This window comes from Acidocella aquatica (genome assembly GCF_030160635.1).
Lineage (GTDB): Bacteria > Pseudomonadota > Alphaproteobacteria > Acetobacterales > Acetobacteraceae > Acidocella > Acidocella aquatica.
This window is the reverse complement of record NZ_BSOS01000099.1, coordinates 1-15,073: the sequence shown is the minus strand read 5'-3', so window position 1 is coordinate 15,073 and position 15,073 is coordinate 1. Positions and strand designations below refer to the sequence as shown.

The 15,073-nt window shown below is 62.8% G+C and carries 14 protein-coding genes and 1 pseudogene; 5 read left to right on the top strand and 10 right to left on the bottom strand.

What is annotated here, in order from left to right; translation table 11 throughout:
* Positions 1-16 precede the first annotated feature (16 nt).
* Together fsa and QQJ84_RS18215 are read left to right on the top strand one after the other, a co-directional pair.
* Positions 17-673, top strand: coding sequence for a fructose-6-phosphate aldolase (gene fsa, locus QQJ84_RS18220; RefSeq protein ID WP_284259757.1), 657 nt, complete (start codon positions 17-19; stop codon positions 671-673).
* Positions 666-1,568, top strand: coding sequence for a tyrosine recombinase XerC (locus QQJ84_RS18215; protein ID WP_284259756.1), 903 nt, complete (start codon positions 666-668; stop codon positions 1,566-1,568). The genes fsa and QQJ84_RS18215 overlap by 8 nt, the downstream gene beginning before the upstream one ends.
* 230 nt (positions 1,569-1,798) lie before the next feature.
* Here the strand turns inward: QQJ84_RS18215 and QQJ84_RS18210 are convergent, their stop codons facing one another.
* The 9 genes from QQJ84_RS18210 to xseA all read right to left on the bottom strand — a co-directional run bounded on the left by QQJ84_RS18210 (position 1,799) and on the right by xseA (position 11,653).
* Complete coding sequence (locus QQJ84_RS18210; protein WP_284259755.1) at positions 1,799-2,548, bottom strand: hypothetical protein; 750 nt, start codon at positions 2,546-2,548, stop codon at positions 1,799-1,801.
* A 313-nt stretch (positions 2,549-2,861) separates the two neighbouring features.
* Positions 2,862-3,284 carry an ATP synthase F1 subunit epsilon gene (gene atpC / locus QQJ84_RS18205; RefSeq protein WP_284259754.1) on the bottom strand — a complete coding sequence of 141 codons (423 nt, stop codon included), beginning with the start codon at positions 3,282-3,284 and terminating at the stop codon, positions 2,862-2,864.
* A gap of 2 nt (positions 3,285-3,286) precedes the next feature.
* Entirely contained in the window at positions 3,287-4,717 is a 1,431-nt protein-coding gene (atpD, locus tag QQJ84_RS18200; protein ID WP_284259753.1) for a F0F1 ATP synthase subunit beta, read from the bottom strand.
* Between the two features lie 12 nt (positions 4,718-4,729).
* The gene (locus QQJ84_RS18195) at positions 4,730-5,608 is read right to left on the bottom strand and encodes a F0F1 ATP synthase subunit gamma (RefSeq protein WP_284259752.1); all 879 of its coding nucleotides are present in this window, start codon (positions 5,606-5,608) and stop codon (positions 4,730-4,732) included.
* A gap of 6 nt (positions 5,609-5,614) precedes the next feature.
* Positions 5,615-7,147 (bottom strand): F0F1 ATP synthase subunit alpha, encoded by a 1,533-nt coding sequence (atpA, locus tag QQJ84_RS18190; RefSeq protein WP_284259751.1) that lies wholly within the window; start codon positions 7,145-7,147, stop codon positions 5,615-5,617.
* A 1-nt stretch (position 7,148) separates the two neighbouring features.
* Entirely contained in the window at positions 7,149-7,745 is a 597-nt protein-coding gene (gene atpH / locus QQJ84_RS18185) for an ATP synthase F1 subunit delta (protein ID WP_348522695.1), read from the bottom strand.
* Positions 7,746-7,844: 99 nt separating this feature from the next.
* Positions 7,845-8,408: a DUF2889 domain-containing protein gene (locus QQJ84_RS18180; protein WP_284259749.1), complete on the bottom strand. Its 564-nt coding sequence runs from the start codon at positions 8,406-8,408 to the stop codon at positions 7,845-7,847.
* A 244-nt stretch (positions 8,409-8,652) separates the two neighbouring features.
* A complete protein-coding gene (locus tag QQJ84_RS18175) occupies positions 8,653-9,609 on the bottom strand; it encodes a Hint domain-containing protein (RefSeq protein ID WP_284259748.1) in 957 nt (318 codons plus the stop codon).
* A gap of 616 nt (positions 9,610-10,225) precedes the next feature.
* Entirely contained in the window at positions 10,226-11,653 is a 1,428-nt protein-coding gene (gene xseA / locus QQJ84_RS18170; RefSeq protein ID WP_284259747.1) for an exodeoxyribonuclease VII large subunit, read from the bottom strand.
* Between the two features lie 48 nt (positions 11,654-11,701).
* Here xseA and purD point away from each other — a divergent pair, with 48 nt between their 5' ends.
* The 3 genes from purD (at position 11,702) to QQJ84_RS18155 (ending at position 14,878) form a co-directional block, all read left to right on the top strand.
* Positions 11,702-12,991 carry a phosphoribosylamine--glycine ligase gene (gene purD, locus QQJ84_RS18165; RefSeq protein ID WP_284259746.1) on the top strand — a complete coding sequence of 430 codons (1,290 nt, stop codon included), beginning with the start codon at positions 11,702-11,704 and terminating at the stop codon, positions 12,989-12,991.
* A gap of 6 nt (positions 12,992-12,997) precedes the next feature.
* Positions 12,998-13,765, top strand: a complete 768-nt coding sequence (locus QQJ84_RS18160) for a Stf0 family sulfotransferase (protein WP_284259745.1) — start codon at positions 12,998-13,000, stop codon at positions 13,763-13,765.
* Positions 13,766-13,831: 66 nt separating this feature from the next.
* Positions 13,832-14,878, top strand: a complete 1,047-nt coding sequence (locus tag QQJ84_RS18155) for an aldo/keto reductase (RefSeq protein ID WP_284259744.1) — start codon at positions 13,832-13,834, stop codon at positions 14,876-14,878.
* A gap of 14 nt (positions 14,879-14,892) precedes the next feature.
* Here the strand turns inward: QQJ84_RS18155 and QQJ84_RS18150 are convergent.
* Positions 14,893-15,073: pseudogene (locus tag QQJ84_RS18150) on the bottom strand (ABC transporter permease); the annotation flags it as partial.

Sequence of the window (15,073 nt, the reverse complement as noted above, 5' to 3'; positions counted from 1 at the left end):
CACCGGAAAGTAACCCATGAAATTCTTCGTCGACACTGCTGAAATTTCCGAAATCCGCGAACTGGCCGCCACTGGCCTGCTTGACGGCGTGACGACGAATCCGTCGCTCATCGCCAAATCGGGCCGCAACATCCTGGAGGTGATCGCCGAGATCTGCGATGTCGTCCCCGGCCCGGTGAGCGCCGAGGTGGCGGCCACCGAATATGGCCAGATGCTCAAGGAAGCCGCTGTGTTGCGCAAGATCGCCAGCAACGTGACCATCAAGGTGCCGTTGACGCAGGACGGGCTGCGGGCCTGTTACGCGCTCAGCCAGGAAGGCGTGATGGTCAACGTGACACTCTGTTTCTCCGCGGCCCAGGCGCTGCTCGCCGCCAAGGCCGGCGCCACGTTCATTTCCCCCTTCGTGGGCCGGCTGGATGACATCGGCCAGAACGGCATGGATCTGATTGCTGACATCGTTCAGATTTACGCCAACTACCCGAATATCAAGACCGAGGTGCTGGTCGCCTCGATCCGCAACCCGATCCATCTGATCGAGGCGGCGAAAATGGGCGCTGACGTGGCGACGATCCCGCCCAGCGTGATCAAGCAGCTCTATTCCCACCCGCTGACCGACAAGGGCCTGGCGGCGTTCATGGCTGATTGGGCGAAGACCGGGCAGAGCATTGCCTGAAGGCCTGACCCAGGAGTTTTTGGTGTGGCTCGGCGGAGAACGCCGGGCCGCCGCCAAAACCCTGGAGACTTATGGGCGGGATGTGCTCGCCTTTTTGCAGTTTTGCTCCACCCATGTGGGCGGGGTGCCGGATTTAGGCATGTTGCGGGGGCTGCGCGCGGCGGATTTCAGGGCCTGGATTGCGGCGGAGGCAAAAGCTGGCGTCGGCAATGCGACTCGGGCGCGCAAACTCTCCGCGATCAAGACATTTTTCCGGTTTTTAAAGAAGCGGCACGAGGTTGATGGCACCGCGCTGGCGCTGATCTCTCGCCCGCGCCCCAAACGGCCGCTGCCCAAGGCGCTGAGCCCGCAGGATGCCACCGCGGTGGCGCATGATATCGGCGAGGCCAGCGATACCGCGATGGTGCAGGCGCGCGACACGGCGCTGATGATGCTGCTCTACGGCGCGGGGCTGCGCATCAATGAGGCGCTGTCGCTCAACGTGGGCGATCTGCCCCCGGCGGATGATGCGCTGCGGGTGACCGGCAAGGGCAACAAGCAGCGGATTGTGCCGGTATTGCCCGCCGTGCGCGAGGTGATTGCGGTTTATTTGAAGCTGCATCCGAATCCGGGGCGGGGTGAGCCGTTGTTTGTGGGTGTGCGCGGCGGGCGGCTGAATGCCGGTGTGGTGCAGAAGACGCTGCGCGATTTCAGGCGGCTGAACGGATTGCCCGAACATGCGACGCCGCATGCGCTGCGGCACTCCTTTGCCACCCACCTGCTGGCGGGCGGGGCGGATTTGCGCTCGATCCAGGAGCTGCTGGGGCATGCGAGTTTGTCGACGACGCAAAGGTATACGGATGTGGATACGGGGCAGTTGATGGAGGTTTGGCGGAAGGCGCATCCGCGGGCGTGAGGGGGGCGGTGAGGGGTGCTTCACGTGAAGCACTTGTGAGGTTTCACGCGTAACATACTGTTAGTATAACTTAATTTTTTGCTTGCACCCCAATTTGTGCGGGTTTGGTACGAAAATAGAATGAAATGACATCGAAAGGCGGAGGAGTTCGTGATTTTGTTCTACGCTGATTGTGGACAGATTACGTATGGATCGATTGCCCGGACACAAGCGTAACCGGATATCCGTTCTTATTGGTTTGCTGACGGCGTTTTGAAGTCGGGAAATTGTTTATAGCAATAGTCGATCTCGCTCCAGTCTTGGAATTGGGGATTCCCTGACGTCCACTGATTTATGCATTGCTGACCTTCCTCCTCATTGAATCCAGGAGACGAAGCTAACCAACGAAAATCTTTAAAATCGGATATTTGTTCACCGAAAACATATGCTATTTCCTGGTCGTCACGGTCTCCGTTTTTTATCCATTCGGTAATAGTTGAGTCGAGTAGAGGCTGTGCATTAGGCATATTGGAATAATTAGAAGCTAGAGCAACAAGGTTGTTATAACCTTGTTGCTCCTGGTTCACACAGTAAGCATCTTCCTCTTGATCAAGAACGCCTGCTTTTGTCCACTCACTCCGGCAAAGGTCATCGTAATTTCCGGTTTGTTCTGTTGGAATACTGAGAGTTCCGGTTTCAGAAGACGCATTTATAAAGCTTTGCACTGAAATTGACGGGGATGTGGAGGGTGAGCTTTCGGAATCTTGCGTTGCGGTTTGAGTTGAGTTGGGGAGCGTTCCTGAATTTGATCCTATAACACCTATTAAAACAATGATTCCGATAACCGTTAAACATCCAATTGCGGGCATATTGCCTTTCTTTTTGGCTGTCTCAGTGGCGGCAGGCTGTTGGGTTTTCTGAATTCTAATACCGCAACTTGGGCACACATCAGCTTGGTCACTAATTTGTTTGCCGCATTCTCTGCACGCTATAAGGGCCATAGCATCCTCGCATCATTACGAATGTGAGTTTGCCCTAATTCGTGGAAGAGTCTAGTCGGTCTATTTTGTAGTCCCAGCCGTTTCTCAGGAATGGAGGTTGGAGTTGTGGCTTGGCGCAAGATGGATCGCCCCGCTGCGCTCGCGCCGACGTGACGGTGAGGCGCGGGGGTAAGGAAGGCGTGGATGCCCGCGTTCGCCGGCATGACGGTGGGGGCGGCACCGGGCTTAATTCTCCGGGTCTGGGGCCGGGGGCCCCAGTGGGGTCCAGGGGCAAAGCCCCTGGCGGGGTTTTAAGGGGCGGCGCCCCTTGGCCTTAAACCTTATCGCTCCGCTGTGGCGAAATGCTGTCCACCATCGCCTGGGCCGAGATCAGCCGGTCAGTGGCGAGGCGGTAGGCTTCCTCGTTGTTCATATCCGTGGCGTCATAGGCGGCCTGGGCGGCGGTGACGGCTTCGGCGGCCTTGGCGGGGTCGAGGTCTGACTGGCGGATGATACCGTCGGCCAGCACGGCGCAATAGCTTTCCGTGACTTCGGCGAAGCCGCCGGGGACGAAAAAACGGTCGGTGATGGTGTTGTTCTCGTAGATATCCACCAGCCCGCCGCGCAAGCCCGTGATGAGCTTGGAGTGGCCCGGCAGCACGCCGATGTCACCCTCGGTGCCGGGGATGACGACCATGTCGACATCCCGCGACAGCAGGAGCTTCTCCGGGCTGATGATTTCCAGGACGAGTGGCATTTTCAAGCCTTCGCGGCCATGGCTTCGGCCTTGGCGACCGCGTCCTCGATGGTGCCGACCATGTAGAAGGCGGCCTCGGGGAGGTGGTCGTATTCGCCGGCGACGATGGCCTTGAAGCTGCGGATGGTGTCTTCGACCTTCACGAACACGCCAGGGGAGCCGGTGAAGACCTCCGCGACATGGAAGGGCTGCGAGAGGAAGCGCTCGATTTTACGCGCCCGGGCCACGACGAGTTTATCGTCTTCCGACAACTCATCCATGCCGAGAATGGCGATGATGTCCTGCAACGATTTGTAGGTTTGCAGGATGCGCTGCACGTCGCGGGCGACCTGGTAGTGCTCCTCGCCCACGATGCGGGGGTCGAGCGAGCGCGAGGTGGAGTCCAGCGGGTCAACCGCCGGGTAGATGCCTTTTTCGGAGATCGCGCGGTTGAGCACCGTGGTGGCGTCGAGATGGGCGAAGGAGGTGGCGGGCGCCGGGTCGGTCAGATCGTCGGCGGGGACGTAGATGGCCTGCACCGAGGTGATGGAGCCCTTCTTGGTGGAGGTGATGCGTTCCTGCAGGGCGCCCATGTCGGTCGCCAGGGTGGGCTGGTAGCCCACGGCGGAGGGGATGCGGCCCAGCAGCGCCGACATTTCGGCGCCGGCCTGGGTGAAGCGGAAGATGTTGTCCACGAAGAACAGCACGTCCTGGCCTTCAACGTCGCGGAAGTATTCGGCCATGGTCACGCCCGAGAGCGCGACGCGGGCGCGCGCACCCGGCGGCTCGTTCATCTGGCCGTACACCAGGGCCACTTTGGAGCCTTCGGTGTCGTTCTCGCCGAGCTTGATGACGCCAGCGTCGATCATTTCATGGTAAAGGTCGTTGCCTTCACGGGTGCGCTCACCCACGCCCGCGAACACGGACACGCCGCCATGGCCTTTGGCGATGTTATTGATGAGCTCCTGGATGAGCACGGTTTTGCCCACACCTGCGCCGCCGAACAGGCCGGTTTTGCCGCCCTTCTGGTAGGGGGCCAGGAGGTCCACCACCTTGATGCCGGTGACCAGAATTTCAGCGGAAGCCGATTGTTCCTCGAACGCCGGGGCGTCGCGGTGGATCGGCATGCGGGCGGTTGCCACGATCGGGCCGCGCTCGTCGATCGGCTCACCGATGACGTTGAGGATGCGGCCCAGCGTGCCGGGGCCGACGGGGACGGAGATGGCCGCACCCGTGTCGGAGACTTCAGCGCCGCGGACCATGCCGTCGGTCGTGTCCATGGCGATGCAGCGCACGGTGCGCTCGCCGATTTCCTGCGCGACTTCCAGCACCAAAGTGCGATCGCCGATTTTGGTTGTCAGCGCGTTCTGGATGAAGGGCAGTTCGCCATCGAACTGCACGTCGACGACGGCGCCGAGGATTTGCGTGACGCGACCAGTGTTATTGCTTGCCATTTTCTCTCTACCTTAAACGGCTTCAGCGCCGGAGATGATCTCGATGAGTTCTTTGGTGATGTTCGCCTGCCGGGCGCGGTTGTAGGTCAGGGACAGTTTTTTGATCATGTCGCCCGCGTTGCGGGTGGCGCTGTCCATGGCCGTCATCTGGCTGGCGTAGAAACCGGCGCTGTTTTCGAGCAGCGCGGCGTAGATCTGCACCGCGAGATTGCGCGGCAGCAGGCGGTCCAGCAGCGTGCCGTCGTCGGGCTCGACCTCGTAGTTCTGGTCCCCCGCGGCGTTGTCGTTGGCGGTGGGGGTGGCGGCGGGGATCAGCGGGGTTTCGGTCACGGTCTGGGTCATCACCGAATGGAAACGGTTGAACACCAGTGTGCAGACATCGAAGGCTTCATCGCGGAACAGGCCGATGATGGTCTGCGCGATGGCTTCGGCGTCAGAGAATTCCAGTGTCTTTTTGCCGACGAAGTTTTTCGTGCCGATGATCTTGCTGTCCAGGTCGCGGCGCAGCGAGTCATTGCCCTTGCGGCCGAGCGTGAAAATTTTCACGGTCTTGCCCTGGGCTTCCAGCGCCTGAACCTGGAGGCGGACATGTTTTGAGATGTTGCCGTTGAAGGCGCCGGCCAGGCCGCGGTCAGCGGTGATGGCCAGCAGCAGGTGGGTTTTATCCCGCCCGTTGCCAACCAATAGGGCGGGGGCGTTGGGGTTGGCGGCCTCGGCGGCGGCCAGGGCGCCCATCATGTCGCCCATGCGCTTGGCATAGGGACGCGAAGCCTCCGCCTGCGCCTGCGCGCGGCGCAGTTTCGCCGCGGCGACCATCTTCATGGCGCTGGTGATCTTTTGCGTCGATTTCACACTGTTAATGCGATTGCGCAGGGTTTTTAAACTGGGCATCGGAAATTATCCAAATGTACGGAGTAAATTCTCGATGAAGGCGATCAGCTTCGTCTCGGTATCGGGCTTGATCTGCTGGTCGTTGCGGATCGCCTCGATGATGCCCGGTTCGCGGGCCTTCAGCTCGGAGAGCAGATGAGACTCGAACTTGCCGATCGAGGATACTGGCAGATCGTCCATGTAGCCACGCGTACCGGCGAACACTGAGACCACCTGGTCCTCGACCGGAAGCGGATGGTACTGCGGCTGCTTCAACAGCTCGGTCAGGCGAGCGCCTCGGGCGAGCAGCTTCTGGGTCGAGGGGTCGAGATCGGACGAGAACTGCGCGAAGGCCGCCATTTCGCGGTATTGCGCGAGGTCCAGCTTAATTTTGCCGGCAACCTGCTTCATCGCCTTGATCTGCGCGGCGGAGCCAACGCGAGACACCGACAAACCGACGTTAACAGCCGGGCGGATGCCCTTGAAGAACAGCTCGGTCTCAAGGAAGATCTGGCCGTCGGTGATGGAGATCACGTTGGTCGGGATGTAGGCGGAAACGTCGCCGGCCTGGGTCTCGATGACGGGCAGGGCGGTGAGCGAACCGGCGCCCTTGTCGTCGGACATTTTGGCCGCGCGTTCCAGCAGGCGCGAATGCAGGTAGAACACGTCGCCCGGGTAGGCTTCGCGGCCCGGCGGGCGGCGCAGCAGCAGCGACATCTGGCGATAGGCGACGGCCTGCTTGGAGAGGTCGTCATAGGCGATCAGCGCGTGCATCGCGTTGTCGCGGAAGTATTCGCCCATGGTGCAGCCGGTATAGGGGGCGAGATACTGCATCGGCGCCGGGTCGGACGCGGTGGCGGCGACGACGATGGAGTATTCCATCACGCCCTGCTCTTCCAGCGTGCGCACCAGCTGCGCCACGGTCGAGCGCTTCTGCCCGATGGCGACATAGATGCAGTAGAGCTTCTTGCTCTCATCAGTGCCGGCGTTGATGGTTTTCTGGTTGATGATGGTGTCGATGATGACGGCGGTCTTGCCGGTCTGGCGGTCGCCGATGATCAGCTCGCGCTGGCCGCGGCCGATGGGGATCAGCACGTCGATCGACTTGATGCCGGTCTGCATCGGCTCATGCACCGATTTACGCGGAATGATGCCGGGCGCCTTGGTCTCGACCAGGCGGCGCTCGGTGGCCGTGATCGGGCCTTTGCCGTCAATCGGGTTGCCCAGCGCATCGACGACGCGGCCGAGCAGGCCCTTGCCGACGGGAACGTCGACGATCTGGCCGGTACGGGTGACGGTGTCGCCCTCGCGGATCTGGCGGTCATCGCCGAAGATAACGGCGCCGACGTTGTCCTGCTCCAGGTTCAACGCCATGCCTTTGATACCGGCGGAAGGGAACTCCACCAGCTCGCCGGCCATCACATTGGTCAGGCCGAAGATACGGGCAATGCCGTCACCCACGGAGAGGACCTGGCCGGTCTCGGCCACGTTCGATTCGGTGTCGAAATCCGCGATCTGGCGTTTCAGAATCTCGGAGATTTCGGCTGGGCGGATCTCCATGTCAGGCAGCTCCCTTTAGAGAATAATTGAGCCGGTTAAGGCGTGATTTCAGACTGGTATCGAAAAGTTTTGCGCCAATTTGGAGCACCATGCCGCCGAGCAGGCTGGCGTCGGTGTGCTCGATCAGCTTGACGCTGCCGTATCCGGCCTCGGTGAGGCGGGCGGTCAACTGGCTGCGCTGCAGGCCGCTCAGCGGCTGGGCGGAGGTGACGCTCGCCACCACCTCGCCGCGCTTGGCGGCGACGTAGGCGGCAAAACCGGTGATAAGCGCGGGAAGCTCGGCCAGGCGCCGGTTGGCGATGACCACGTTCACGAAATTGCGGATAATGGGCAGAAAGCCCTGCTCGGAAAGCGCCTGGGTCAGCGCCGGGGCGATTCGCCCCGCGTCCGTCAGCGGGTTGCCGACCAGGCGCTTCAGCTCCGGGCTTTGTGCGATCAGGCTGCCAAGGGCGGCCATCTGGCCGATGACCTCGGTGAGGATGTTCTGATCAAAAGCCAGGGCATAAAGCGCGGCGGCGTAGCGCGCGGATAGTCCTGTCTCGCCAGTGCCGGTAATGTCGACCAAATTACAATGCTCGCCTTGAGGTTTTTGTGGCATCCAAACCCGTGTTACAGGGTCCGGCGGGGCAGTAACATAGGGTAGCGCGGCCAGCAAGGCCGCAAGCCTTGGGAATTGGCAAAGATTGCATGTGCGCGTTCATATGCTGGCCTTTGCCGCCGCCCGCCGCGCCAGGGGGCCGGTTTCGTCATAGGCGAAGCAGGTGTTCAGCAGCGCCACCTGAATGCCAGAGGTGGTGCGGGGGGCCTTACTCGCGTTATGGAGCGCCCGGTGTTCACGGATGCTGTGCATGGTCTGGAAGGCCACCGTGGCGATGGGCTGCAGCAGCTCGCGCAGATGCGTGCAGCTGGCGACGCCGCCCAGTTGCTCCATGGCCGCCTTGATGAAGCCCTTGCCGAGCTTCATCCCGTTGAGGCGCCCGAAGCTGGCGGCGGCGCCGCCGCATACATTATAAGGCGTGGCGTCCATCGAGGCTTCGCAGGCCTGGATGACCATGTGGTGGTCGATGGTTACGCGCACCCACATGTCATGCAGCGCCTCGCCGGCCTGGATGCCTGAGCGGTCCTGGTTGCCCCAGCTGTAGGTTTTGGTGTCAAGGATGCGCGCCTCGATATCCACCAGCCCGTCCGCGCGCTCGTAGCCGCGGAGCTGAATATCGCGCTGGTGCAGCAGTTTGCGGGGTGTGGCGCGGCTGAGGGGCATGGGTCACCTTTCTGGAGCGGGCCTGTCTGGCAGGAAATGTTGGGGCGGCCTTTGTCTAGGGGATGGGGAAAGACAAAAGCCAGCCGCCCGCGTTTACGGATTGGCGAGAGGGGCCGCAACCTTGAATTTGCAATGCCGCCGGGTGGCTGGGTTACATGAGGGAGGCTGTGGTTTGATCTTCCCGCATGAAAAAACCCCCGCCGGTGACCGGCGGGGGTTTTTAAGGCATGACGCCGCCGTGTTTTTAAGCGGCGGTGGCGATCCGTGCGCCGGACAGGGCCGTTGCGCGTTCGGCCAGATGAGCGCGGGTCTTCGCCGGAACCTGACGTACGGCTTTGGCGCGCGGCAGGTCCATTTCGGTGATGGCGCTGGCATCGGCCAGGGCCTCGTGCTCGGCCCAGTTGTCAAACGCCATGCGGTCGACGTTGTCGACAAAGGTTTCCGCCGGGGTGTTCTCGGCCAGGATCAGCGAATGGCCGGCCAGCTCCACATGATGATAGGTGAAGGTGACGGGGACATTGGCCTCACGGAAGATCGATACACCGTTAACCAGGGCGGCGGCCTGGATCAGCACGCCATCGACGAGCAGGGCGTGGTCCGGGGATACCAGCAGGTCACGCGCGGGGACGCCCTCGGCCAGCGCGCCGGCCTTGATGTGGATCGGCAACACGCGCAGCGGATCGGCAAAGCGGGTGGAAACCGTCTGGCGGCCCATCCAGCGCACCGGCGCGGATTTACCATCGGCGGTCAGCACCAGATCACCGGCTTGCAGCGTCTCCACGGCTTTTTCGCCGTCCGGCGTGGCGATCATCGTGCCGGGGTAGAAGCAGATTACGTCGTAGGTTAGGGCTGGGGAGGATGGGAGGATGCCCGGCGACGCGGCGCCGAGATGGTAGGTGATACCGCCTGACGAATTGTAGATGAGGATTTCGAGGTTTGAATTGGAGCCGGTAGGGGTGCCCGCCAGGCTCAGGTTGCCGGTCGCATCGCCCGCCGCAACAGTATAGACCCAGGCGGTTCCGTTATAAATCGCGTGGCCGCCGTTGCTCAGCAGGAAATAGTCACCTGAGACGGGGGTAAACCCGGTGCCATTCAGGGCGAGGGTAAGGGATACCGTATCGCCGGCGGATAATTCCTCAACGCCGCCAACAAATGTGCCGCCGGTTTCGGCCCAGGTAATCGTTTGTACATGAGTTGCCATAAGCGAACCTCCGTCACGTGGCATACGCGGCCACAGGAAAATAAAAAATCAAAGGCGGGAAGCGGGATAATCCGCACCGGTAGAATCAGCTATCTCAGATTTCGATATTGTGAGTCAACGAGATTGTTGCCGGTATGAATTTGTAATTAGTTGATAAATAACCGCAAACTTTAAAAATTTGCAGCTTCCTCACGACAATGTGATAGTTGTGTTTTCGCAACTTTAGCGGGATGATTTAGGGTGCGTTTCGCGTAAATGGTTTCCGGCCCAATCGTTATTTTTAGATAATGAACAAAACCCTTATAAATACAGGGAAAAATCAAATTGATGCAAAATCGTGATTGACAGTTTTGCTCAATCTTTGCGCGTGGATAGAATCCATATTCGCGTAATGATTGTAGCGATGATTTTACGGAGACGGAGAGAATCTCGGCGGAAACAGCAAAAAATAAAATTCTCACAAAAGCGTGAGGTCCGGCTTTTTGCAATCTTCGCGAGAGTTATGTTTTGATTTCGCCTGCAGGGTGTGGATGCGCGGGGGTGCGCGCAGATTTTTGAAAATACCCACAGCCGGAACGTTACGGTGAAGGCCGTGCGGCAATCCGCCGCGCCGCCGCTATAACCCCAGGTCGAGCTGCGCGGTTTTGGCGGCGGCCTTCACCGCGATGTCGCCGTCGGCGAATTTGATGGTCAGCGCCGCGCCGGGAGGCACCTGGGCGGCGCTGGAGATGGGCGTGCCCTTGGTGTTGGTGACCAGGGCGAAGCCGCGCGCCAATACGGCGGCGTAGGAGACGCTCTCCAGCCGGGCGGCGAGGTTTTCCAGCCGCAGGCGGGATTCGCGCAGACGCCCGGGCAGCGGGGCGCCGAGGCGTTGCGCCAGCAGGGCGGCGGTGGTCTGGCGGGTGCGCAGCTGGTTGGGCAGAGCGGCGGCGAGGCGTTGCGCCAGCAGGGCCACCGCGTTGCGCCCGCGCGCCAGCTGCTCGCGCGGGTGAACCAGCCGGGCGGCCAGGCGCTCCAGCCCGGCGCGGCGGAGGTTGAAGAAATTGGGCAGCGCCAGGGCGAGGCGCTCGCCACGGTCATCCAGCCGCTGGCGGGCGGCGCCGAGGATGCTCGGCAGGTCCGGCAGTTTGGCGCCGGCGCGGTCCAGCAGCAGGCGCGCCTGGGCGGTGGTGCGCGCCAGGGCGCCGGTGAGCCGGGCGGATTTTTGGGCGAGGTCTGCCAGGAGTTCGAGCCGGGCGGGAATCGCCATTTCAGCCGCCGCCGTGGGGGTGGGGGCGCGGCGGTCGGAGACGAAGTCGATCAGGGTTGTGTCGGTCTCGTGGCCAACGGCGGAGATGAGCGGGATGGTGCAGGCGGCGGCGGCGCGCACCACGAGTTCGTCGTTGAAGGCCATCAGGTCTTCGAGGCTGCCGCCGCCGCGCGCGACGATCAGCACGTCCGGCCGGGGGATCGGGCCATTTGCGGGGAGGTTGGAGAAGCCGTTGATGGCGGCGGCGATTTTCTCGGCCGCGCCCTCGCCCTGCACCGGCACGGGCCAGAGCAGGAGCGGGCGGGGGAAGCGCCGGGCGATGGTTGTTTTAATGTCCTGCAGCACCGCGCCCTGGGGCGAGGTGACGAGGCCGATGATGGCGGGGAGCATGGGTAGCGGGCGCTTGCGCTCAAACAGGCCCTCCGCCGCCAGCTTCACCTTCAGCGCCTCGATGCGCGCGAGCAGCGCCCCGGCCCCGGCATATTCCAGCCGCTCGACGATGAACTGGTATTCAGAGCGTTCCGGGTAGGAGGTGATGCGCCCGGTGGCGATGACCTCGACGCCGTTCTCGGCCTTGAGGCCAACGCGTGAGACGCTGCCCTTCCAGATGATGGCGCGGATTTTGGCGCTCTCGTCCTTCAGGGCGAAATATTGGTGGCCGGAGGCGTAGGCCTTGAATTCGGTGATCTCGCCGCGCACGCGCACCCGGCCGAACGCGCCTTCGAGCGTTTTTTTCACCGCTCCCGCGAGTTCGGAGACGGAGAATTCGGGGGTGTTGGGGAGGAGGTCGCTCATGGGCGGAGACTATGATAGAGCGCGCGGCGTTAACAGAGGGGGTTTGGCATGCGGGTATTGATCATCGGTTCCGGCGGGCGGGAACATGCGCTGGCCCGGGCGATTGCGGCGAGCCCGCTGCTGAGCAAGCTATATGTTGCCCCCGGCAACCCTGGCACTGCGGCGTGCGCGGAGAATGTGCCGCTGCGGGGGAGCGACATCGCCGGGCTGGTGGCTTTTGCTGTGGAACAGAAGATCGGCCTCGTGATCCCCGGGCCGGAGGCGCCGCTGGTGGCGGGTATTGCTGATGCGCTGGCGGCGGTGGGCATTGCCTGCTGCGGGCCGGGCGCGGCGGCGGCGCAGCTGGAGGGCAGCAAGGAATTCACCAAGGAAATCGCCGATGCGGCGGGCATCCCCACCGCCGCCTGGGCCAGCTTCACCCATGCCGGGGAGGCGCATGAATATATCGAGGCCGTGGGCGCGCCGATTGTCATCAAGGCGGATGGTCTGGCGGCAGGCAAGGGGGTGGTGGTGGCCGCCACGCCCGAGGAGGCGCATGAGGCGGTGACCGCGATCATGGAAGACATGGTCCACGGCGCGGCCGGGGCCAAGGTGGTGATCGAGCAATGCCTGGTGGGCGAGGAGATTTCAGTGTTCGCGCTCTGCGACGGGCTGGACGCGCTCTACCTGGGGGTTGCCGCCGACCATAAGCGCGTGGGCGAGGGCGACACCGGGCCGAACACTGGGGGGATGGGCGCGATCTCGCCACCGCCCTGGGCGCCGCCTGCGGTGATCGAGGAGACGATGGCGCGCGTGATCCGCCCGGCGCTGGCCGAGATGGTGAAGCGTGGCATGCCGTTCCGGGGGTTTTTGTTCGCGGGGCTGATGGTGGAGCATGACGGGCCGAAGTTGATCGAGTTCAACGTGCGCTTCGGCGACCCGGAGTGCGAGACGCTGCTGCCGTTGCTGGATTCGGATTTGCTGCCAGCACTGGCGGCGGCGGCGGGCGGCCGGCTGAAAAATGTGGCGTTGCGCTGGAAGGACGGCGCCTCGGCCACCGTGGTGATGTGCGCCAAGGGCTACCCCGGCGCTTATGCCACCGGCGGCGAAATTTATGGGTTGGAGGAAGCCGGGGCGCTGCCTGGGGTGAATGTGTTCCACGCCGGGACGATGGCCGACCAGGGCGGGATTTTGGCCAATGGCGGGCGCGTGCTGGCGGTGAACGCGGTGGGAGCGGACCTGGAGCAGGCCGTGGCGCGCGCCTATGCGGCGGTGGATACAATTGAGTGGGATGACGGTTTTTGCCGCCGCGACATCGGGCGGCGGGCGATTTTCGCGGCGGCGTTCGCCAAGGGCTGACCCCGGGTGATCGTCCCGCCGCCGCTGCGCGCGGTTGCCTCTTATCATCGCGCGGCGGTGGAGGCGGCGTTCGGCCCGTTGCGGCCGGACCCGGATGCGCGGATGCCGCCAGGAAAATTCCTCTTCCTCTGTTTCACCAACCGCTGCGGCTCCAACTATCTGGCGCATCTGCTCGCCACCACGGGCGCGTTCAACGAGGCGGGGGAGTTTTTCAACGCGGAGACCGTGCTGGAGCATTCCCGCCCGCGCGGGCTGCGCTCGCTGGGGGCGTATTTCGCCACGCTCTACCATCTTTTGCCGCATGAGCGGCATATTGCGGCTAAGGCAGGGGTGGACCAGCTGGCGATGCTGGCCGATGCCGGAATACTGGATGCGCTGGGGCCGCGCGCGCAATTCGTGCTGATGGAGCGCCAGGACCGGTTGGGTCAGGCGGTCTCGCGCGTGATCGCCATGCAGACAGGCCGGTTCACCACCGCGCAGGCGGCGAACGTGCCGGATGATGATTTGGTGTATTCGCGCGCCGCCATCGCTGGGGAGCTGGAGAAGATCGCATTGGCCAACGCGCTGTTTTATGCGTTTTTCGCAGCCAACGGCATCGCGCCGGTTCACACCACCTATGAGGATGTGCTGGGCGCCCCGGCCCCGGTGATGGCGCGCATTGCCGCCGCCATGGGCGATGATGCGCTGATGGCGCGGCCGGAGCAGGTGCAAATTTCCCGTCAGGCCAATGCGGTAAACCAGCAATGGCGGCTGCGGTATCTGGCCGGGGCATGAGGCGCGGGTGGAAAAACGCGCTGGTGCGCCTATGTTCAAGGCGTACATAAACATTAGGGATCAGAGATGAAATATAAACAGCTTGGCCGCACGGGTCTGTTCGTTTCGGAAATCTGCCTGGGGGCGATGACATTTGGCGGCAATGCCGATGCAGGCATGTGGAAGGCCATCGGCGCGCTCGGCCAGGCGGATGTGGATCGCATCATCAGCCGCGCGCTGGGGGCGGGGGTGAATTTCATTGATACCGCCGATGTTTATTCCTTCGGCCAGTCGGAAAAACTGGTCGGCCAGGCGCTGAAAAACCTGGGCGTGGCACGCAAGGATGTGGTGATCGCCACCAAGGTTTTTGGTGAGATGGGCCGCGGGCCGAATGATCGCGGCGCCTCGCGCGGGCATATCATGGACTCCGTCCATGCCAGCCTGGAGCGGCTGCAGATGGATCATATCGACCTCTACCAGATTCACGGCAATGATACTGTGACCCCGGTCGATGAAACCCTGCGCGCGCTGGATGATCTCACCCGCCAGGGGCTGGTGCGTTATGCCGGCGTCTCCAACTGGTCCGCCTGGAAAATCGCCAAGGCGCTGGGTGTGAGCGAGGCCAAGGGCTATGCTCGATTCGAGACGTTGCAGGCGTATTATTCAATTGCGGGAAGGGACCTGGAGCGCGAACTGGTGCCGATGCTGACAGAGGAACGGCTGGGGCTGATGGTGTGGTCGCCGCTGGCCGGTGGGCTGCTCTCCGGCAAATTCGGCCCCGGCGCGCCAACGCCCGAGGGTGCGCGCCGCGCCAGTTTTGACTTCCCGCCCGTGGATAAGGACCGGGCCTGGGCCTGTATCGCTGAAATGCGGACCATCGGCGAGGCGCATGGCGTCTCGGTGGCGCGGGTGGCGCTGGCCTGGCTGCTGGCGAAGCCGCATGTGATGAGTGTGATCATCGGCGCGAAGAGCCTGGCCCAGCTCGATGACAATCTCGCCGCGATTGATTTGAGCCTGTCGCCCGAGGAGATCGCCCGGCTGGATGCCGTGAGCAAGCTGCCGCCGGAATATCCGGGCTGGATGTTCGAGCGCCAGGGCGCCGCGCGCGTTCCGGCGCCGTTTATGCCGGAATAAGGGCGCGCACTGTTTTAGCTAAGCGCCTGCGCCCGCACCAGCCGGGCGAAGGCGCCCTTGGCGGCCAGGAGTTCGGCATGGGTGCCCTGTTCGACGGCCTGGCCGTCGGCCATCACCACGATAAGGTCGGCATCGCGCACGGTTGAGAGCCGGTGGGCAACCACGATGGTGGTGCGCCCGGCGCGCAAATGAGCC

What these genes read in the sequence shown, in the direction of transcription:
- fsa (WP_284259757.1), top strand. Translation starts at nt 17, where the DNA reads ATGAAATTCTTCGTCGACACTGCTGAAATTTCCGAAATCCGCGAACTG.
- QQJ84_RS18210 (WP_284259755.1), bottom strand. Translation starts at nt 2,548, where the DNA reads ATGGCCCTTATAGCGTGCAGAGAATGCGGCAAACAAATTAGTGACCAA.
- atpC (WP_284259754.1), bottom strand. Translation starts at nt 3,284, where the DNA reads ATGCCACTCGTCCTGGAAATCATCAGCCCGGAGAAGCTCCTGCTGTCG.
- atpD (WP_284259753.1), bottom strand. Translation starts at nt 4,717, where the DNA reads ATGGCAAGCAATAACACTGGTCGCGTCACGCAAATCCTCGGCGCCGTC.
- QQJ84_RS18195 (WP_284259752.1), bottom strand. Translation starts at nt 5,608, where the DNA reads ATGCCCAGTTTAAAAACCCTGCGCAATCGCATTAACAGTGTGAAATCG.
- atpA (WP_284259751.1), bottom strand. Translation starts at nt 7,147, where the DNA reads ATGGAGATCCGCCCAGCCGAAATCTCCGAGATTCTGAAACGCCAGATC.
- atpH (WP_348522695.1), bottom strand. Translation starts at nt 7,745, where the DNA reads ATGCCACAAAAACCTCAAGGCGAGCATTGTAATTTGGTCGACATTACC.
- QQJ84_RS18180 (WP_284259749.1), bottom strand. Translation starts at nt 8,408, where the DNA reads ATGCCCCTCAGCCGCGCCACACCCCGCAAACTGCTGCACCAGCGCGAT.
- QQJ84_RS18175 (WP_284259748.1), bottom strand. Translation starts at nt 9,609, where the DNA reads ATGGCAACTCATGTACAAACGATTACCTGGGCCGAAACCGGCGGCACA.
- xseA (WP_284259747.1), bottom strand. Translation starts at nt 11,653, where the DNA reads ATGAGCGACCTCCTCCCCAACACCCCCGAATTCTCCGTCTCCGAACTC.
- purD (WP_284259746.1), top strand. Translation starts at nt 11,702, where the DNA reads ATGCGGGTATTGATCATCGGTTCCGGCGGGCGGGAACATGCGCTGGCC.
- QQJ84_RS18155 (WP_284259744.1), top strand. Translation starts at nt 13,832, where the DNA reads ATGAAATATAAACAGCTTGGCCGCACGGGTCTGTTCGTTTCGGAAATC.